This is a genomic window from Nocardia sp. MH4 (assembly GCF_019266065.1).
GTDB classification, from domain to species: domain Bacteria; phylum Actinomycetota; class Actinomycetes; order Mycobacteriales; family Mycobacteriaceae; genus Nocardia; species Nocardia canadensis.
In genome coordinates this window covers 138,368-156,968 of sequence record NZ_LPNR01000132.1, presented here as the reverse complement: position 1 = coordinate 156,968, position 18,601 = coordinate 138,368, and the positions used below count along the sequence as shown (strand labels likewise).

At 70.3% G+C, this 18,601-nt stretch carries 17 protein-coding genes; 4 read left to right on the top strand and 13 right to left on the bottom strand.

Going from position 1 to position 18,601, the window contains the following annotated elements; genetic code table 11:
- Nucleotides 1–53 precede the first annotated feature (53 nt).
- The 3 genes from ATM97_RS32985 to ATM97_RS32975 are packed head-to-tail and all read left to right on the top strand — an operon-like array spanning nucleotide 54 to nucleotide 3,293.
- A complete protein-coding gene (locus ATM97_RS32985) occupies nucleotides 54–746 on the top strand; it encodes a superoxide dismutase family protein (RefSeq protein ID WP_218722123.1) in 693 nt (230 codons plus the stop codon).
- A gap of 10 nt (nucleotides 747–756) precedes the next feature.
- The gene (locus ATM97_RS32980) at nucleotides 757–1,899 is read left to right on the top strand and encodes a glutamate--cysteine ligase (protein ID WP_218722122.1); all 1,143 of its coding nucleotides are present in this window, start codon (nucleotides 757–759) and stop codon (nucleotides 1,897–1,899) included.
- Between the two features lie 50 nt (nucleotides 1,900–1,949).
- Nucleotides 1,950–3,293, top strand: coding sequence for a phosphatase PAP2 family protein (locus tag ATM97_RS32975; RefSeq protein WP_255588745.1), 1,344 nt, complete (start codon nucleotides 1,950–1,952; stop codon nucleotides 3,291–3,293).
- Here the strand turns inward: ATM97_RS32975 and mnhG are convergent.
- The 8 genes from mnhG to ATM97_RS32935 form a co-directional block, all read right to left on the bottom strand.
- On the bottom strand, nucleotides 3,290–3,625 hold the full coding sequence (mnhG, locus tag ATM97_RS32970; protein ID WP_218722121.1) for a monovalent cation/H(+) antiporter subunit G: 336 nt from the start codon (nucleotides 3,623–3,625) through the stop codon (nucleotides 3,290–3,292). The genes ATM97_RS32975 and mnhG overlap by 4 nt on opposite strands.
- Complete coding sequence (locus ATM97_RS32965; RefSeq protein ID WP_218722120.1) at nucleotides 3,622–3,882, bottom strand: monovalent cation/H+ antiporter complex subunit F; 261 nt, start codon at nucleotides 3,880–3,882, stop codon at nucleotides 3,622–3,624. The genes mnhG and ATM97_RS32965 overlap by 4 nt, the downstream gene beginning before the upstream one ends.
- The gene (locus ATM97_RS32960; protein ID WP_218722119.1) at nucleotides 3,879–4,439 is read right to left on the bottom strand and encodes a Na+/H+ antiporter subunit E; all 561 of its coding nucleotides are present in this window, start codon (nucleotides 4,437–4,439) and stop codon (nucleotides 3,879–3,881) included. Before ATM97_RS32960 ends, ATM97_RS32965 begins: the two co-directional genes overlap by 4 nt.
- Nucleotides 4,436–6,031, bottom strand: a complete 1,596-nt coding sequence (locus tag ATM97_RS32955; RefSeq protein ID WP_218722118.1) for a Na+/H+ antiporter subunit D — start codon at nucleotides 6,029–6,031, stop codon at nucleotides 4,436–4,438. The genes ATM97_RS32960 and ATM97_RS32955 overlap by 4 nt, the downstream gene beginning before the upstream one ends.
- A complete protein-coding gene (locus tag ATM97_RS32950; protein ID WP_218722117.1) occupies nucleotides 6,028–6,411 on the bottom strand; it encodes a Na(+)/H(+) antiporter subunit C in 384 nt (127 codons plus the stop codon). The genes ATM97_RS32955 and ATM97_RS32950 overlap by 4 nt, the downstream gene beginning before the upstream one ends.
- Nucleotides 6,408–9,194, bottom strand: a complete 2,787-nt coding sequence (locus ATM97_RS32945; protein WP_218722116.1) for a Na+/H+ antiporter subunit A — start codon at nucleotides 9,192–9,194, stop codon at nucleotides 6,408–6,410. Before ATM97_RS32945 ends, ATM97_RS32950 begins: the two co-directional genes overlap by 4 nt.
- A gap of 117 nt (nucleotides 9,195–9,311) precedes the next feature.
- Nucleotides 9,312–10,586: a hypothetical protein gene (locus ATM97_RS32940; protein ID WP_218722115.1), complete on the bottom strand. Its 1,275-nt coding sequence runs from the start codon at nucleotides 10,584–10,586 to the stop codon at nucleotides 9,312–9,314.
- 162 nt (nucleotides 10,587–10,748) lie between these two features.
- A complete protein-coding gene (locus tag ATM97_RS32935) occupies nucleotides 10,749–12,953 on the bottom strand; it encodes an AAA family ATPase (protein WP_218722114.1) in 2,205 nt (734 codons plus the stop codon).
- A gap of 211 nt (nucleotides 12,954–13,164) precedes the next feature.
- Here ATM97_RS32935 and ATM97_RS32930 point away from each other — a divergent pair, with 211 nt between their 5' ends.
- Nucleotides 13,165–13,554 (top strand): hypothetical protein, encoded by a 390-nt coding sequence (locus ATM97_RS32930; RefSeq protein ID WP_255588744.1) that lies wholly within the window; start codon nucleotides 13,165–13,167, stop codon nucleotides 13,552–13,554.
- A 5-nt stretch (nucleotides 13,555–13,559) separates the two neighbouring features.
- On the opposite strand, the gene ATM97_RS32925 is transcribed toward ATM97_RS32930, so the two are convergent.
- The 5 genes from ATM97_RS32925 to ATM97_RS32905 all read right to left on the bottom strand — a co-directional run bounded on the left by ATM97_RS32925 (nucleotide 13,560) and on the right by ATM97_RS32905 (nucleotide 18,578).
- Nucleotides 13,560–13,913, bottom strand: coding sequence for a UBP-type zinc finger domain-containing protein (locus tag ATM97_RS32925; RefSeq protein WP_218722113.1), 354 nt, complete (start codon nucleotides 13,911–13,913; stop codon nucleotides 13,560–13,562).
- Nucleotides 13,913–15,382: an ATP-binding protein gene (locus ATM97_RS32920; RefSeq protein ID WP_218722112.1), complete on the bottom strand. Its 1,470-nt coding sequence runs from the start codon at nucleotides 15,380–15,382 to the stop codon at nucleotides 13,913–13,915. Before ATM97_RS32920 ends, ATM97_RS32925 begins: the two co-directional genes overlap by 1 nt.
- Before the next feature lie 82 nt (nucleotides 15,383–15,464).
- The gene (locus ATM97_RS32915; protein ID WP_218722111.1) at nucleotides 15,465–17,132 is read right to left on the bottom strand and encodes an FAD-dependent oxidoreductase; all 1,668 of its coding nucleotides are present in this window, start codon (nucleotides 17,130–17,132) and stop codon (nucleotides 15,465–15,467) included.
- Between the two features lie 46 nt (nucleotides 17,133–17,178).
- Nucleotides 17,179–17,358, bottom strand: coding sequence for a hypothetical protein (locus tag ATM97_RS32910; protein ID WP_218722110.1), 180 nt, complete (start codon nucleotides 17,356–17,358; stop codon nucleotides 17,179–17,181).
- Between the two features lie 191 nt (nucleotides 17,359–17,549).
- The gene (locus ATM97_RS32905) at nucleotides 17,550–18,578 is read right to left on the bottom strand and encodes a beta-ketoacyl-ACP synthase III (protein WP_218722109.1); all 1,029 of its coding nucleotides are present in this window, start codon (nucleotides 18,576–18,578) and stop codon (nucleotides 17,550–17,552) included.
- Nucleotides 18,579–18,601: the final 23 nt, after the last annotated feature.

The window sequence follows — 18,601 nt, the reverse complement described above, 5'->3', positions numbered from 1 at the left end:
CCTGTCCACCCAGCTTTACTCGTTAAACTCGGTACTCGTAAAGGAGTTCCCTGATGGCCACGTCGACAACTCGTCGCCCGTCCTGGCGCATTGTGACCCCGGTGCTGGCGGTTGCCGCGTTCGGGCTCGCTGCTTGCACCAACAGCCAGGAGTCGAGTGACGTCAAGGGAACCACGCCGCCGGTGTGGACCAGCTCGCCCGCGCCCGCCGGTTCCGGCACCGAGCACGGCGGCGGTCACGGCATGCCGACCACCGCGAACCACGGTGGCGGCGACCACGGCACCCCCGCCGCGGGCGGTCTGAAGACCGAACTCAAGTCCGGCTCCGGCGCGACCGTCGGCACCGCGACGTTCGTCACCGAGGGCAGCCACCTGGTGGTCACCGTCGAGGCGCAGGGTCTGACCCCCGGTTTCCATGGCCTGCACTTCCACCAGAACGGCACCTGTGAGGGCGACTTCACCTCGGCCGGCGGTCACCTGCAGGTCGGCGCGGCCAACGCGCACCCGGCCAGCGGCGACCTGACCTCGCTGCAGGTCGGCGCCGACGGCAGCGCCAAGCTGGTCACCCGCACCGACACCGTCACCCTGGACAACATCAAGGGCAAGGCGCTGATCGTGCACTCCGGCGCCGACAACTTCGGCAACATCCCGTCCCGGTACACCCGTGAGGGTGGCACGGGCCCCGACGAGACCACGCTGTCCACCGGTGACGCGGGCTCCCGGGTCGCCTGCGGCGTGGTCGGTTAGCGAGACGTAGATGGCCGGGGCAGTCCAGTCGGTACCCTTCCCTGGTTCGCCCCGGCCGACCATCGGCATCGAATGGGAGATCGCGCTCGTCGACAAGGTGACGCGCGATCTGTCCAACACCGCCTCGGCGGTATTCGACGCGGTCGGTGACCTGCGCGCCCACGACGGCACACCCCAGGTGACCAAGGAATTGCTGCGCAACACCGTCGAATTGGTGACCGGTGTGCACGACACGGTCGGGGGCGCGGTCGAGGACCTGCGCGGCACCATGGACGCGGTGCGCCGTGCGGCCGACCCGCTCGGCGTCGACCTGTTCTGCGCGGGCACCCATCCGTTCGCGCAGTGGTCGGCCCAGCAGCTCACCCGCTCACCGCATTACGACGAGCTGATCGAGCGCACCCAGTGGTGGGGCCGCCAGATGCTGATCTGGGGCGTGCACGTGCACGTGGGAGTCTCGCACCGGGACAAGGTCTTTCCGATCCTGAACTCGCTGCTGCTGTCGTATCCGCATCTGCTCGCGCTCTCGGCGTCCTCGCCGATGTGGTCCGGCGACGACACCGGCTACGCCAGCAACCGCGCGCTGATGTTCCAGCAGCTGCCGACCGCGGGCCTGCCGTTCCAGTTCGAGAGCTGGCGGCAGTTCGAGGGTTTCGTGCACGACCAGCTCAAGACCGGGGTGTTCGAACAGCTCGGCGGCATGCACTGGGACATCCGGCCGGCGCCCAAGTGGGGCACGATCGAGATCCGGGTGTGCGACGGCCTGTCCAGCCGGGCCGAACTGGCCTCGGTGGCCGCGCTGATCCACTGCCTCGTCGTCGATCTGGAGCGCAGGCTGGACGAGGGCGAGGACCTGCCGACGCTGCCGCCGTGGCACGTGCAGGAGAACAAGTGGCGGGCCGCGCGCTACGGGCTCGACGCGATCGTGATCGTCGACGACGCCAGCAATGAGCGTTTGGTCACAGACGATCTGATGGACCTGCTCGGCAAACTGGAGCCGACCGCCAAACGGCTCGGCTGCTCCGACGAACTGGCCGCGGTCGCCGACATTCCCCGTCACGGTGCCTCCTACCAGCGGCAACGCCGGGTCGCGGCGCAGTCGCAGGGTGATCTTGTCGCCGTCGTGGATTCGCTGGTGCGGGAGCTGGATCAGTAGCGTTCAGCTACGCGGCGGGGTGGCGTTAACCCGCCGTTTACGATGTTTGGATGCTTGTCGAACATCCGCGCACCGATGCGGGGGGTGCCACCCTTCGGAACCGTCTGCGTGAGCCACGCACCCTCGCCGTCGTCGCGGTGTCGGCGGTGCTCGCGCTGCTGGTCGGATTGCAGATCGCGGCCTGGGTCAGCGGGTTCGACGGTCCGTTGGCGAGCCTGGCCCGCGACTACGTCGGAACGCCGAAATCGATGTCGGTGCCGTGGGCGGGTCTGCTGCTCGCCCTCGTCGGGGTCAACGCGCGCAGGCGGTTGTCCGCGGTGGTCGCCGCGATCGGGATCGACGCGATCTACGCCGCGCTACGGCTGCTCGACGGCAAACCCTTCACGGTCGGCAACGGGCCGACCATCGTGCTGACCGGGCTGGCGATCGTGGCGGCCGTGCGCTGGCGTGGGCGCGAGCGCACCGACGCGCTGAAGGCGGCGGCGCTGGGCGCGCTGCTGGTGCTCGCCACCAAGGTGGGTGACGTGTGGCTGCACGTCACCTCGGCGGTGCGGCCCTCGGTGCTCGACGAATACCTCGTCCTCGCCGACCACGCGCTCGGTGACCCGTCCTGGGTGCTCGGCCGGGTGCTCGAGGTCCTCGGACCCGAGGTGTACGGCGTGCTGCACTGGGTCTACATCGAACTGCCGGTCGCAGCGATCGTCGTCGCGGTGTGGCAGTTGCGCCGGGTGGTCCCGACGGGGGAGTGGCCGACGCACTACCTGGTCCGGACCTTCCTGGTGCTCGGGCTGGTCGGGCCGCTGTTCTATGTGCTGTTCCCGGTCGTGGGACCGATGTTCGCCTTCGGCGCGGACGGGCACGGCTTCCAGGTGGGCAACTTCTGGCCCTCGATGCTGCCGCCGATCGACCACAACCCGGCGCCACTGCCGTTCGACGCGTTCACTCCGCGCAACTGCATGCCGTCGATGCACACCGCCTGGGCGCTGTCGCTGTTCATCCATACCCGTCGCGATGTCGACGGCTCGCGCGCACCGGCCTGGCTGCGCTGGGGCGGCGCGTTCTGGCTGGCCGCGACCGTGGCCGCCACGCTCGGGTTCGGGTACCACTACGGCGTCGACCTGGTGGCGGGCGCGGTGCTGTGCCTGACCGTGGAGTCCGCGCTGCGGGCGCCCGAACGCGGCTGGGGCGCGTTCCGGGTGCGGATGGTCGGTTTCGGCGCCGTGGTGTTCGCCGGGCTGCTGCTGTCCTTCCGGTATCTGGCGGTCCCGATGGCCGAGTACCCGGTGCTCGCGGGCGCCGTCGTCCTCGGGCTGCTGGCCGCGGTGGCCGCCGCGTTCCACGCGACCTGGTTCGCCGCGGCCCCGCGACGGGCGCTCGCGCCGGTGGCCGGTTAGTCGTCGGCGTCGCGGCCGAGTTCGTTGATCCGCAGCAGGCCGTCGCGGTGCCGCTGCTCGCGGTAGGCGGTGCGGCCGAGGAGATGGGCGATGACCGGTGCGGTGAGGATGGTGAACAGGCCCGTCAGCACCAGCATCCAGACGTTGACGTCGCCCCTGATGTCGATGCCCGTGCCGATCAGCACCAGGACCAGCCCGACCACTTGGGGCTTGGTGGCCGCGTGCATGCGGGTGAGGGTGTCGGGGAAACGCACGATACCGATGGCCGCGGTGAACGCGAGCGTGCAGCCGGTCAGGATCAGCACGGCCGAGACCCACTCCCATGCCGTCATCGGTCGTCCCTGACGCGGAAGCGCGTAACCGCGGCCGAGCCGAGGAAGCCGACCAGGGCCAGCGCCACGATCGCGGGGATGACCGTGGTGTCGTCGCTGTAGGCGGCCCAGACCGCGAGCCCGCAGGCGGCGATGGCCATCAGCGAGTCGATCCCGACGACCCGGTCCAGGGTGCTGGGTCCGGCCAGCACTCGGTAACTGGTGATGACCGCGGCGGCGGTGAGCAGGATGCCCGCGAGCACGGCGACGACCGTCACGACGGCACCTCCGAGTCGGGATCGAGCCGGCGGCGTTCGCTGGGTCGTTCGAAGGCGTTGATCAGCAGATGCTCCAATCGCCGGGTGGTGCGGTAGAACTTCAGCACCGATTTCTCGCTGCCCACGTCGAGCACGTGGACATAGACCACGCAGCGCGGCCGGTCCAGCTCGAGCACCATGGTGCCGGGGATCAGGTTGAGCAGGTCGGTGGCCATCACCAGCACCAGATCGGACTGGATGCCCAGGTGCACGCGCAGCACGCCCGAGACCGGCGGTCCGGCGGGGCGCAGCGCGAACCAGGCCACCTGCAGACTCGACTCGAACGCGTAATAGGCGCTGACCACGATCAATTCGATGAACGACACCGGATGGAACCGGCCGGTCACCGGGACCAGCGGCAGCGGCAGCGCGAAGACCACGATCAGCGCGACGACGAAGCCGGCCGCGACATTGGCCGCGCTCAGGTCGCCCCAGAGCGCGACCCAGACCGCGGTCAGCCACACCAGGACCCCGATCCGCAGCACGTTGTCGCGGTTGACCAGCCCTCCGATCGTCATCGCGGCTCCGATCCGAGGACGGCGCCGATGTAGACCGACGGGTCGTCCAGGTCGGCGGCCGCGCGTTCGGCGATGCCCAGGATCGGTCCGGCGAGCACGGTCAGCGCCAGCCCGGCGGTGACCAGGCCCGCGGTCGCCAGCACCATCAGCACCGGCATCCGGCCGGGGTCGGTGCGGTCCTCGTAGTACACGTCGGTCGAGTCCTCGACCAGCGTCGGTGGTTTCGCCGCGGTGAGATGGCCCTCCGGTGCCTCTTCACGCGGCCGCCAGAACGCCTTGCTCCACACCCGCGCCACCGCGTACAGCGTCAGCAGACTGGTGACGACCGAACCGCCCACCAGTACCCAGGCCAGCACACTGCCCTCGGCCGCGCCCGCCTCCAGCAGCGCGACCTTGCCGATGAACCCGGAGAACGGCGGGATACCACCGAGATTCAGGGCCGGGATCAGGAACAGCACGCCCAGCAGCGGGCTCGCGGCGGCCAGTCCGCCGATCCGGCGCAGCGAGACCGACCCGGCCTGGCGTTCGATCAGACCGACGGCCAGGAACAGCGCGGTCTGCACCAGGATGTGGTGGGCGATGTAGAAGACCGCGCCGGTCAGGCCCGCCGTGGTGGCCAGGCCGATGCCGAAGACCATGTAGCCGATATGGCTGACCAGGGTGAACGAGAGCAGTCGCCGGATATCGGTCTGCGCGATGGCGCCCAGGATGCCGACCAGCATCGTCGCCAGCCCGCACACCAGCAGGATGTCGTCGAACGCGCCGTCGGGGAACCACAGGGTGTGCGTGCGGATGATCGCGTACACACCGACTTTGGTGAGCAGACCGGCGAAGACGGCGGTCACCGGCGCGGGCGCGGTGGGGTAGGAGTCGGGCAGCCAGCTCGACAGCGGGAACACCGCCGCCTTGATCCCGAACGCCACCAGCAGCACCGCGTAGCAGGCGGTGCGCACGCCGCTCGGGGTGGCCTCGAGGCGCACGGCCAGTTGCGCGAGATTCAGTGTCCCGGTGGCGGCGTAGGTGATGCCGATGCCGATCAGGAAGATCAGTGACGACACCATCGAGACCATGACATAGGCGATCCCGGTGCGGATGCGCTCCTCGGTCGCGCCGACGGTGAGCAGCACGAACGAGGCGACGAGCAGGACCTCGAACCCGACGAACAGGTTGAACAGGTCACCGGCGAGGAACGCCGTCGCCACGCCCGCGGTCAGCACCAGGTACGTGGGCCGGTAGATCGAGGTCGGCTGGTTCTCGCCGCCGTCGGAGATGTTCTGTCCCGCACCGTAGATCGACACGACCAGCAGCACGAACGCCGACACCAGCAGCATCGCCGCCGAGAGCCGGTCGACCACCAGCGTGATCCCGATGGGCGACGACCAGCCGCCCACCTGGACCGCGGTGGTGCCGTCGCGGTCGGCCAGATACAGCAGCAGCGCGCTGATCACCAGCACACACGACAGCGCGCTCAGCGAGATCATCGCCTGGAGCCGGGGGCGGCGGCCGAACACCAGCGTCGCCGCGGCTCCGAGCAGCGGGACCAGCACCGGCAGCGCGGCGAGCGTGGGGAGCAGATCCGGGGACAGCGTCACTGTTCGGGATCCTCCCGTTCCCGCCGGGCGGCGATCTGGGCGTCCTCGGGGTCGTTGTCGACGTCCTCGGTGGTGGTCAGCATGTAGGAGCGGTAGGCCAGCGCGAGCACGAACGCGGCCAGGCCCATGGTGATGACGATGGCGGTGAGCACCATGGCCTGGGCCAGCGGGTCGGCCATGCCGTCGTGGGAGGTATCGGAACTGCCGAGGACCGGCGGCCGCCCGTCGGGGCCGCCCATGGTGAGGATCAGCAGGTTCACCGCGTTGCCCAGCAGGATCATCCCGAGCAGCATCTTCGAGACCACCCGCTCGAGCAACAGGTACACCCCGCACGCGGTGAGCGCGCCGATCGTGATCAGCAGAACGAGATTGGCACTCATACCAATTCCTTGTCCAGGCGGGCGCCGAGGCTGCGCAGCACGTCGAGGACCAGCCCGACCACGACCAGGTAGACGCCGAGGTCGAAGAACATCGCGGTGACCAGCTTGATGTGGCCGAGCACCGGCAGCGTCACCTCGACGATCGCCGACGACAGCGGCGGCGCGCCGAGCAGCAGCGAGGCGGTCGCGGTGCCCGCGGCCAGGGTGAGTCCGGCGCCGAGCAGGTGTCCGGCGTCGACCGGCAGCGCCTCGCCCAGCTCGTAGCGGCCGCCCGCCAGGTAGCGCAGGGTCAGCGCGAGCCCGGCGACCAAGCCGCCCGCGAAGCCGCCACCCGGCGCGTTGTGCCCGGAGAAGAAGAAGTACACCGACAGCACCATGATGGTGGGGAAGATCAGCCGGGTGGTGATCTGCAGGACCATCGAGCGGTCGCGCCGGTCGACCAGCCGGGCGGCCGACAGCCAGCTCACCGCGTCGGGGTCGTAGTTCGGTGAGTCGGCCGCGCGCGGCGCGCTGCCGAAGCGGCGGCTGCGGAACACCAGCGAGGCGACGCCGGTCGCGGCGACGACGAGTACCGAGATCTCGCCCAGGGTGTCCCAGGCCCTGATGTCGACGAGCAGCACGTTCACCGCGTTCTTGCCGCCGCCGATCCGGTAGGCGGCGTCCGGGATGGCCTGCCAGATCGGTTCGGCGCGGCGGGCGGCGGTGGCGAACGCGGCCAGCACCGCGACGGTGACGCCGACGCCGACGGCGAGCAGTGCCCGGCGGATCTTGAAGGCCGTCGCCTGGTCCTCGGCGATCTCGGCGGGGAACGCGCGCAACACCAGCACGAAGATCACCAGGGTCAGGGTCTCGACCAGGAATTGGGTCAGCGCCAGGTCGGGCGCGCCGTGCAGGGCGAAGATCACGCCGCAGCCGTAGCCGGTGACCCCGACGACGAGCACGCTGGCCAACCGGTTGCGCAGCACCGTCGCCGCCAGCGCCATCGCGATCATGATCGCCCCGATCGCGGCTTGCAGCGGCGAATCCCACAGCCGCAGCTCCACTCCCGTGCGGGTGCCGAGCGCCAGCAGGACCGTCGGCAGCACGATCAGGGTGCCCAGGATGGTGGCCTGGCTGGCGGGCAGCGAACCGGACTGCACGGTGCCGGTGATCTTCAGCGAGAGCCGGTCCATCGCGCGCAGGGCCGCGTCGTAGGCGCGGTCGGCGTTGCCAAGGCGCGGATGGACCGGTTCGGTGATCCGGCCGCGGATGAGGAACAGGGCGACGCCGGCGACGATGATGAACAGCGTCAGCACCAGCGGCCAGGTGACGTCGTGCCAGAGCGCGAGGTGGGCGTCCAGTTCACCGGGCAAGGTCTGGGCGTAGGGGCTCAGCCACCGGTCGACGTCGGTCGTGTCCAGCCCGCCCGCGACGCCCGCCGCGGCGAGCACCGCGGGCGGCACCAGCAGCAGTGCACCCGGCGCGTGCCAGGTCATCGGTGGGGTCGGCGACCCGGCGCCACGGAAGGCACCCCAGATGAAGCGGGTGCTGTAGGCCACCGTGAACGCCGAGCCGATCGCGATGCCCGCCAGCTCGGCCAGCTTGACCGGTGTCGTCAGTACTTCCGCCGACCACACCGAGCTCAGCGCCGACTCCTTGCCGACGAAGCCGAGCAGCGGGGCGATCCCGGCCATGCTCAGCGCGGCGACGACCGCGATGGCGCACAACCACGGCGCCCGCCGCCCGAGCCCGGACAGCTCGCGCAGGTCACGCGTGCCCGCGCCGTGATCGATGATGCCGACCACCATGAACAGGCAGGCCTTGAACAGGGCGTGCGCGACCAGCAGCGTGATCCCGGCCAGGGCCGCGTCCGGCGTGCCGATCGCCATCATCGTCATCAGCAGGCCCAGTTGGCTGACGGTGCCGAAGGCCAGCACCAGTTTGAGGTCGTACACCTGCATCGCCCGCCAGCCCGCCAGCAGGATCGAGATCAGACCCAGCGGCAGCAGCATGACGTGCCAGGGCGGGGTCTGGGCGAAGGCGGGCGCGAGCCTGGCCACCAGGTAGATGCCCGCCTTCACCATCGCGGCCGCGTGCAGATAGGCGCTGACCGGGGTCGGCGCGGCCATCGCGCCGGGGAGCCAGAAGTGCAGCGGGACGATCGCCGATTTGCTGATCGCGCCGATCAGCACCAACCCGATGCCGACCGAGACCGCGGTCCCGCCGGGCGGCGCGGTGGCCAGCAGATCCGACAGCAGGTAACTGCCGTAGCGGTTGCCGAGCACGACGATCCCGACCAGCATCGCCAGCCCGCCCGCCCCGGTCACCAGTAGCGCCTGGATCGCCGCCCGCCTGCTCACCGACCGCTCGGCGTAGTGCCCGACGAGCAGGAACGACAGCACTGTCGTGATTTCCCAGAAGACATAGAGCAGCAGCATGTTGTCGCTGGTGACCAGGCCGAACATGGCGCCCGCGAAACCGGTCAGCTCGGCCGCGAAGACCCCGAGCTTGGCTTCGTCGCGCTCGAAATAGCGTCCGCAATAGGCCAGGATCAGCGCGCCGATGCCGAGAACCAGCGTGCACATCACCGCGGCGAGGGAGTCGAAGCGCAGATCGATGTCCATCGAGATCTGCGGCGCCCATCGCACATGCGTGCGCACGGTCGTTCCCCAGTGCGCGATCACCCAGCCGAGACTGCCCAGCGGTACCAGCGCGAGCAGGTAGAAAGCGTTGCGGCCCAGCACTCGCACACACACCGGGGCCACCAGTGCGGCCAGCGCGTGGGCGAGTAGAACGGCGAGCAACTCCTCCTCCGTCGGGTAGGTGGCGGTCGAGTAGTGCGCCCCGATCCTACGGGCGATCCCATCGGGTTTCGTGGCACCGGTGCTGTCGCGTCGGCCATGTCGCGGGGCGCCCGGCTATCACCGCGTGACGGATTCCGTTTCCGCGGGCCGGATCCGGTACAACACGGCCAGACCGGCCGCGGCGCCGATCGTGATGGTCAGCGCGACCCAGCCCGGAATGCTGTCGTCGACCGAGGTCGTGCCCGTGGGCCAGTGGCGCTGCCGAGTGGGGATGGACCACAGGATCGACGGCAGGTACAGCGCGCCGAGGCCGAGCACGGCGCTGGGCAGGTAGACGACCCGCAGCGAACCGGCGGCGAAACCCACGACGCCGGTCAGCGCCACGACACCCGCCGTCCAGGCGAACGCCCACGGAAGCCGTTCGGCCACGGTGGCGAACACGCAGATCGCGGCCGCGCCGAGCAGTACGAGCCACGGTCGCGACCAGCGCAGGCCGGCCAGGATGGCGGCGGTCGCGACGAGCAGGATCAGGACGAGATTCCAGCCGAGACTCAGCGCGTCGGCGAGCGAGTCGGCCGCGGCGCCCAGGCTGACCGCCATCAGCACGCCCGTGCCGTCGCGGCCGGGCAGCAGGACGGCGGTGGCGAAGGCGGCGGCCAGCGTGACCACCACGGCGAGGGTGATCTGCCAGGTGTTGCCGTGCAGGTCGTCGAACTCGCGATCGAGCCAGTCGGTGGCGATCAGCAGCGTCAGCGACAGCACGGTGGCGGCCACGATCGGGCTGATCGGCAGGTCGGCGGCCAGGCGCGCGATGCCGGGCAGCATGATGCCGTGCCGGTGACGCAGGGTGTTCAGCGTCAGCAGCACGACCGCGGCGACGACCAGCCAGGCCGGGGTGTGCACGGACCTGCTGGCCGTGGCCGAGGTGTTCGAGCTGAACACGGCCACGACCTCGCCGTAGACGAACACTGTGACGACCCCGAGCAGGAAACCGACCGCGGGCCAGCGCATCCGCAGCGCGCAGATGCCGAGCGCGCCGAACAGCACGCCACCGCAGAGCGAGTCGACGTAGTTCTGGGTGGTCAGCACGTCGGTGGAGGTCATCGTCTGCCCGACGAAGTAGTTGATCGCCAGGGCGAGTGAGCCGCACGCCGCGGCCAGCCAGACCAGTCCGGGCCGGGTGATCGGCCGGGCCAGCACCGCGACGACGACGGCGACGATGAGCCCCAGCGCCGCCGCGCGCGGCACGCTGTTGATCAGGCTGGTGACCCGGTAGGGCGAGTCGACCGCGGACTCGGCGCCGAAGGTGAACGGCAGGAACAGCGACATCCCCGCCGCCGCGGCCCCGGCGAAGGCCGCCACCGCGTCCAGACCATCCCGGATCTTGGGCACCCTTCGACGATACCGGCGAAAACCGTCCTACCTGGGATGTCACGACCGGATGACCGGGCGGCGCGTTCGCCGACGGTGCGCGATCCGGTCGCGCCGGACACCGTTACGGCGCGACGGGTGTCGGCGCCGCGGGCCGGATCCGGTACAGCAGCACGGGAATGGTCAGGCGCGGCTCTCGGCATACCGGCGCAGCGACTCGACCTGCTCGGGATCCAGCGACGGCCGCACGCTCGCCCGGGCGGCGGCGACGTCCTCGACGGTGACATCGGCCGCCGCAATATCGCGGCGCAGCGCCGACAGCGCCGCCTCGCGCAGCAGGGCCGAGCAGTCCGCGGCGGAGTAGCCGTCGAGGTCCTCGGCCAGTGCGGCCAGGTCGACGTCGGCCGCCAGCGGCACCGAGCGACCCGCGGTGCGCAGGATGTCGAGCCGGGCGGGCCCGTCGGGCGGCGGCACGAACACCAACCGGTCCAGCCGCCCCGGTCGCAGCAGCGCCGGATCGATCAGCTCGGGCCGGTTGGTCGCGCCGACGACCACCACATCGCGCAGCGGTTCCACCCCGTCGAGCTCGGTGAGCAGGGCCGCGACCACCCGGTCGGAGACCCCGGAGTCGCTGCTCTGCCCGCGTCGCGGTGCCAGCGCGTCCACCTCGTCGAGGAAGATCAGCGACGGCGCCGAATCGCGGGCGCGCTGGAACAGTTCGCGCACGGCCCGCTCCGAGGAGCCGACCCACTTGTCCATCAGCTCAGCGCCTTTGACCGCGTGCACGCTGAGCTGGCCGGTGCCCGCCAGCGCCCGCACCAGGAAGGTCTTACCGCAGCCGGGCGGACCGTAGAGCAGCATACCGCGCGGCGGGTCGATGCCGAGCCGGGCGAACGAATCGGGGTGCCGCAGCGGCCACAGGACCGCCTCGGTGAGCGCCTGTTTGGTCTCCACCATGTCGCCGACATCGTCGAGATCGAGCGAGCCGATCGCCAATTCCTCGGTCCCCGAACGAGACAGCGGCCGGATGACATCGAGCGCGCCGACCAGGTCGTCCTGGGTGAGTTCGGGCTCGGACTGCTCGCGGCTGGCCCGTCCGGCCGCGCGCACCGCGGCCTCCCGACACAGCGCGGCCAGGTCGGCCACCACGAAACCGGGTGTGCGCGAGGCGATCAGCTCCAGGTCGAGGGCGCCCGAGGGCACCTTGCGCAGCAGCTGTTCGAGCAGAGCCCGCCGGACCACGGCGGTCGGCAGCGGCAGGGTGAGTTCGCGATCGCACAGGTCCGGCGCGCGCAAGCGCGCGTCCACCTGGGCCGGATGGGCGGTGGTGGCGAGCAGAGCCACGCACGGCGCGCGCATCGCGGCCCGCAGCTGGTCGAGGATCAGCGTGGCGACCGGCTCCGCCTCGACGGGCAGCAGCGCGTCGATATCGGTGATCAGCAGGATGCCGCCCTGCCCGGCGGCGACGTCCCCGACCGCCTCGGCGACCTCGCGCAACCGGTTTCCGCTCTCCATCGCGCCGACGCTGGGTCCGTCGAGTTCCACCACGCGCCGCGGCGCGGCCACCGCCCTGGCCAGCGTCGCCTTGCCGACTCCGGCGGGCCCGGTGACGAGCACGCCCAGATGTGCCGGTGCCCCCAGGGTTTTCAGCAGCTCGGGCTCGTCGAGCGCCAGGCTCAGCCACTCCGACAGCTTGGCCGCCTGCCCCTGCACGCCGGCCAGCTCCTCGACCTGGATCGGCGCGGTCCCCGTGCTCACGGAGACGGCATCGGCGGGCAGGCCGTTGAGGCCGGGGTCGGCGTCGCGTTCCATCGCGTGCAGGATCGCGGCCGGGCCACGACCCCAGCCGACGGCCGAATTGGGTTGCACGCTCACCGGTCCCGGCATCGGCTCGATCGCGGTGACGGTGAGCAGTTCGGTGGTCCAGGCGATGCCGAAGGCGCGCGAGAGCGCCTGGGTGGCCGCCGCCGAACTGATGTCGGGGCCGAGGTCGCGCGGCAGCAGCGACACCGTGTCACCGACGGTGACGACCTTGCCGAGCAGGGCCTGGCGCAGCGTGGCCGCCGGGATGCTGGCCGTGGCGTGGGCCGATCCGCTCAGCGAGATCTGCTTGGCGCCGTAGACCGTCACCGGTGCGACCGTCACCGCCGCGTTCTCGCGCAGCCCCACATTCGACAGCGTCACGTCGTCGAGCAGTGCGACGCCTGGCGGAGTGCTCGCCGGTGCCTTGGCCACCACCGCCGCCGTCCGGCGGGCGCCGGTCAGGGCGATGCCGTCCCATTCGCGCAGGCCGAGCGCGGTCAGCGTCTCGGGGTGCAGACGCACCACCCCGCGCCGGGCATCGGCCGCCGAAGGGTTGAGCCGGGCGGTCAGCGAGAGTTCAGCCACCACCCCATCCTATGGACGCCCGGACCGCGGCCATTGGCATCCGCTCGAACAAGCTGGCATCCTTACCTCCCGAACCGGACCACCACGTTTTCGGCCGCCTCGCATCCGAGCGGCGAGACGTAACGCCGCAGGCGGAGTATCGCCGCTCGGACGCGAGGTTACGAGGCCGAAAACCCGCGGCGCCAGCCGCCGAGAACACAGTGAGCTGCAGATGAATCGAATCTCCCTCGTCGTCCTGGCTGCTGGGGCGTTGTGCTTGACGGTGGCCGGATGCGGTTCCGACGACGCCGCCGACGCGAGCGGGCTGCGCAAGGGCACACCGACCTCGAGCGCGAGCGCGAGTGCCACCACCACGACCAAGACCGGCGCGCCGACGACATCGGCGAGCGCCGCGCCGACCGCCGCCGAGATCACCTGCGGTCAGTTCAAGGAACTCGACACCGAGGGTGAGAAGCAGGCGATCGAGCAGATCCTGGCGGCCAATCCGGGCAGCCCCTTCGAGGGCAGCCCGAACGTGGCGCTCGGCACCGCGAAGCTGGTCTGCCTCGCGCCGGGCAACGCCGACAAGACCGTCGCCGAGGCCGCCGGGATCACGCCCTAGCGCTGCTAGTGGACCAGTGACTGCCAGTTCGCGGGCACCCGGTCGGCCGGTCCCGGCACGGACTGGCCGATCGGATGACTGGTCGGCGCCGCGAGTTCGGGCCCGCCGCTGTACATCTCGCTGGTGGTGAAGTTGTAGAACCAGTCCTCGCCCGGCTCGTAGCTCTGCATGAACGGATGCCCGGTCGAGGCGAAATGCTTCGACGCGTGCTGGCTCGGCGAGCTGTCGCAACAGCCCACGTGCCCGCATTCGGCGCAGCGGCGCAGATGCACCCACCAGCCGTTCGCGGCGTCGCATTCCACGCAACCGGCCCCGCTCGGCGGGACGCTGGTGTCGATACCTTCGAACTCTTCAGCCATCACTGATCTCCTGTGTTCGACGGGGTGCTGTCGTTGTCCGCCTGGGGATCGAGCGGCAGGCGGACGATGAAACGGGTGTCGCCCGGCTCGGATTCGACCCGGATGTCGCCGTTGTGCTTGTTGACCACGATCCGGAACGAGATGTCGAGGCCGAGTCCGGTGCCGTCACCGACCGGTTTGGTGGTGAAGAACGGTTCGAAGATCCGGCCCTTCGCCTCGGGCGCGATGCCGGGGCCGGTATCGCCGATCTCGACGACCGCGCAGTCGTTCTCCTGGTAGGTGCGCAGCGTCAAGGTGCCTGCGCCGTCCATCGCGTAGACCGCGTTGTCGATGAGGTTGGTCCACACCTGGTTGAGTTCGGCCGCGAAGCACGGGACCAGCGGCAGCGAGCGGTCGTAGTCCTTGACCACCCGCACGCCGTCACCGAGCTTGCGATTGAGCATCACCAGCGTGGAATCGAGCAGTTCGTGCAGGTCGACGACCTGGTAGGGCGCGCGGTCCATCTGCGAGTACTGCTTGGCCGCGCCGACCAGGGTGGAGATGCGGGCCGTCGAGTCGCCGATCTCGTTCATCAGCAGCTCGGTCTCGATGGTGTAGTTCAGCCAGCGGATCGCGCCCTCGAAGACCTGCGCCTGGCAAGCCTCCAGGGTCGCGTGCACGCCTTCGAGCCAGTCGATGTCGAGCCCGGCCTGGACGAAGGTCGGCGCCAGATTCCAGCCGTCGGCGATGCCGTGCTCGTCGAACCAGTCGGCGAGCGCGTCCTCCCGGTCGGCGGCCTCGAGCGGCGACAGGTCGGGCGCCTTGGCGACCCGCTCGGCCGCCTGCTCCTGCAGATCGACCAGATGCACCAGCGCCTCGGGCGGGAACTTGCCGGTGGCCATCATCTTGAGCTTGTGGCGCATGCCCGCGACGCGTTCGCGCAGGCCGGCGGTGGCCCGCACCGCGGCGGCGGCCGGGTTGTTGAGCTCGTGGGTCAGCCCGGCCGACAGCGATCCGAGCGCGAGCAGCCGTTCCCGCTCGGCGATCCGCTGACTGGACTTCTGCCCGCCGTAGAAGGCGCCCTCCAGCAGGTGCACCGCCATCGGGAACCAGTCCTTGACCATCCGCGCGAAGTCCGCGGCCGCCAGCACCAGGAACCGGGAGCGCCGCTGGACATACATCGAGCCCGCGTAGTCCTGGCTCACCTTGTCGCCCAGGTAGGCCATCCAGGCGCCCGCGTAGACGCCGCGGTGGTCGGTGCGGTTGATCTCGATCTCGATGCCGCCGGACAGCTTCGTCAGCCGCACCTCGCCGTCGATCAGCACGTAGAAGCAGGTCGCCGGCTCGCCCTCGCGGTAGACCGGGCCCGGGTCGATGTATTCGATCCGGCCCGCCTCACACAGCTGCGCGAGCTGGTCGTCGTCGAGCTTCTCGAACAGGAACAGCGTGCGCAGTTCGTTCGGATCGCAGATCAGCATGCTGTCGGTCATCGCCGCTCCTGAGCAGTAGCAGTGGGCATGATCGGACGGCCCCCGTGGTGACGCTCCGCTCCCGCCCCCGGCCGCTGGCTACTCATGCCAGATACCGGTGGACGAGCATGACCGCCATCGCGCCCTCACCGACCGCGGAGGCGACCCGCTTGGCCGATTCGGCGTGCACGTCGCCCGCCACGAAGACACCGGGGACGCTGGTCTCCAGGTGATGCGGTGGGCGGGGCAGTTCCCAGCCCGGCGGGCGGGCGCCGTCGATCATCAGGTCGGGTCCGGCCACCACGTAGCCGGCGTCGTCGCGGATGACGACGCCATCGAGCCAGCCGGTCTGCGGCGCGGCGCCGATGAACAGGAACAGCCGTTGCGCGTCGACCTTGTCCTCGGTGCCGGTGCGGTTGTCGCGCAGCACGATCCGTTCCAGGTGATCGTCACCGTCGACGCCGACCACCTCGGTCTCGGTGTGCACCACGATGTTCGGGATCTGCGCGATCTGCTGGATCAGGTAGTGCGACATCGACTTCTCCAGCGCGTCGCTCCGGACCACGATGTGCACCCGACGGGCGTTGCGCGAGAGGAACACCGCGGCCTGTCCGGCCGAGTTGGCCCCGCCGACGATGTAGACGTCCTGATCAGCGCACTCGGCCGCCTCGGTCATCGCCGAGCCGTAGTACACACCCCGACCGGTGAACTCGTCGACGCCGGGTGCCGGATGACGCCGGTAGTCGACGCCGGTCGCGATCAGCACCGTGTGCGCGCACAGCTTGCCGCCGTCGGCGAAGCGGACCGTGCGCGCCGACCCGTTGACCTCCAGCCCGACGACATCGCGGGTGGTGATGATCTCCGCGCCGAACTTGGCGGCTTGCCGCCGCGCCCGGTCGGCCAGCTGCGCGCCGGACAAGCCGTCGGGAAAGCCCAGGTAGTTTTCGATCCGCGAACTCTGCCCGGCCTGTCCGCCGGTCGCGGTGCGTTCCACCAGCACCGTGCGCAGTCCCTCGGACGCGCCGTACACCGCGGCGCCGAGCCCGGCCGGGCCGCCGCCGACGACGATCAGGTCGTAGAAGTCGCCGCTGGGTTCCACGGTGAGGCCGACGTTCTCGGCGAGCTCGCTGTCGCTGGGCTGGATCAGCGCGGTGCCCGCCGCGGTGATCACCACCGGACAGGTCAGCGGATCGGCGCCCGCCGCCTCGAGCAACCGCGCACCCTCCGGCTCGTCGACGGGGTACCAGCGGTACGGCAACTGGTTGCGCGCCAGGAACTCGCGCACCTGCGAGGACCGCGGCGACCAGCGATCGCCGACCACCTTCGTCTCGTGCACCGGCCGCTGCTCCGCGCTGCGCCAGGCGTCGAGCAGGCCGTCGAGCACCGGGTAGAGCTTCTCCTCCGGCGGGTCCCACGGCTTGAGCAGGTAGTGGTCCAGATCGATGACGTTGATCGCGTCGATGGCGGCGTTGGTGTCGGCGTAGGCGGTCAGCAGGACGCGGCGCGCGTAGGGGTGCAGGTCCATCGCCTGCTCCAGGAATTCGATGCCGTCCATGCCCGGCATCCGGTAATCGGCGATCAGCACCGCGACCGGCTGGCCGCGCAGTTTCATCTCCCGCAGCGCCTCGAGCGCCTGTGGTCCCGACTCGGCCCGCAGGATCCGGTAGTCCGCGCCGTAGCGGCGGCGCAGGTCGCGCACCACCGCCCGGGAGACCCCCGGATCGTCGTCAACGCTCAGAATGGCCGGTTTGGTTACCGCTGGAGTGCTCACCAGAGAAGTATCCCCCTCCGTGGAGGTGGTGCGCCGCCGCGCGTGGTCAGAGCTGGTTGTGCAGCACCAGGTCCAGTTCGCTGGGGGTGAGCAGGCGTTCGAGGCGTTCGTCGCGTTTACGGCGGGTGAGGGCGGCGCGCAGCGCGGAGCTGTCGTCCGGCTCGATGGTCGGCAGCAGCGGGACGTCGTTGGTGTGCCTGCGCGGCAGGAAGGAACGCATTTTCACGGCCGATCACCTCGGGTTGACGACGGGAACGCTGGGAGCTGAGCATCGTCGATCAGCAACGGCGATTAGCGAAGAGTTTGCCAGCGTGTCCGGATTGGTGCAAGCGGGACAGGGTGGACACGGCGAGCCCACCGCTCGGCGGCCTGCCCGAGGGCCTGCCTGTCGAGCGGTGGGCGAAGTTGCTGCCTCGGCTATCGCCAGGCGGGCAGGGTGACAACCTGTGCGGCGTAGGACAGTCCGGCGCCGAAGGCGATCAGCAGCGCGGTATCGCCCTGCTTGGACTCGCCCTTGCGTAGGAGCGCCTCCATGGCCAGCGGGATCGACGCCGCGGAGGTGTTGCCGGAATCCTCGATGTCGTTGGCCAGCGCGCAGTTCTCCGGCAGCTTGAGCACCCTGGCCATGATCTCGATGATCCGGCCGTTGGCCTGGTGCGGGATCATCGCGTCCAGGTCCTCGGTGGTCAGCCCGGCCCGATCGATCGCGTCCCGGCAGACCTTCTCCAGCGAGTGCGCCGCCCACCGGAACACCGCGGTGCCCTCCATCTCGAGATAGGGACGCACGGCGTCGGTGCCCTTCTCGTCGATCTCGGCGAAGAACTCCATCCAGTCCTTGCTCTGCCGGATGGCGTGGTGCTGGGTGCCGTCCGAGCCCCAGACGGTCGGGCCGATGCCCTGGTCCGCGGCCGGGCCGACGATCACGGCGCCGGCGCCGTCGGCGAACAGGAACGCCGTCGAGCGGTCGGTGAAGTCGACGGTGTCGGTCAGCTTCTCGACGCCGATCACCAGCACGTTCTTCGACGTGCCCGCGCGCACGAGATCCGAGGCCATCGCCAGGGCGTGACAGAACCCGGCGCAGCCGGCCGAGATGTCGAAGGCGGCGGCGCCGGTCATCCCCAGGTCGGTGGCGATGCGTGGGCCGATGGCGGGGGTGAGCAGCAGGTGGGTGGACGTCGCGACGATGACGCAGTCGACCTGGTCGGCAGCGATGCCCGCCGCGGCCAGGGCGTCGCGCGAGGCCGCGACGCTCATCGTCTGGATGGTTTCCTCGGCTGAGGCGAAGCGCCGGGTCTTGATCCCGGACCTGGTGCGGATCCACTCGTCGCTCGAGTCGATCGGCCCCGCGACTTCGTCGTTCGTGACCACCCGGGCCGGGCGGTAAACGCCCAAACCGAGAATCGCGGTGTGCTCAGCCCCAGTCGTCTGGGCGATTCGAGCAGCCATGTTGCGTCTCCTATGTACCTGTC

Excerpts from the sequence above, each read along its gene's own strand:
- ATM97_RS32985 (WP_218722123.1), top strand. The coding sequence starts at position 54 with ATGGCCACGTCGACAACTCGTCGCCCGTCCTGGCGCATTGTGACCCCG.
- ATM97_RS32980 (WP_218722122.1), top strand. The coding sequence starts at position 757 with ATGGCCGGGGCAGTCCAGTCGGTACCCTTCCCTGGTTCGCCCCGGCCG.
- ATM97_RS32975 (WP_255588745.1), top strand. The coding sequence starts at position 1,950 with ATGCTTGTCGAACATCCGCGCACCGATGCGGGGGGTGCCACCCTTCGG.
- mnhG (WP_218722121.1), bottom strand. The coding sequence starts at position 3,625 with ATGACGGCATGGGAGTGGGTCTCGGCCGTGCTGATCCTGACCGGCTGC.
- ATM97_RS32960 (WP_218722119.1), bottom strand. The coding sequence starts at position 4,439 with ATGACGATCGGAGGGCTGGTCAACCGCGACAACGTGCTGCGGATCGGG.
- ATM97_RS32950 (WP_218722117.1), bottom strand. The coding sequence starts at position 6,411 with ATGAGTGCCAATCTCGTTCTGCTGATCACGATCGGCGCGCTCACCGCG.
- ATM97_RS32930 (WP_255588744.1), top strand. The coding sequence starts at position 13,165 with ATGAATCGAATCTCCCTCGTCGTCCTGGCTGCTGGGGCGTTGTGCTTG.
- ATM97_RS32925 (WP_218722113.1), bottom strand. The coding sequence starts at position 13,913 with ATGGCTGAAGAGTTCGAAGGTATCGACACCAGCGTCCCGCCGAGCGGG.
- ATM97_RS32920 (WP_218722112.1), bottom strand. The coding sequence starts at position 15,382 with ATGACCGACAGCATGCTGATCTGCGATCCGAACGAACTGCGCACGCTG.
- ATM97_RS32905 (WP_218722109.1), bottom strand. The coding sequence starts at position 18,578 with ATGGCTGCTCGAATCGCCCAGACGACTGGGGCTGAGCACACCGCGATT.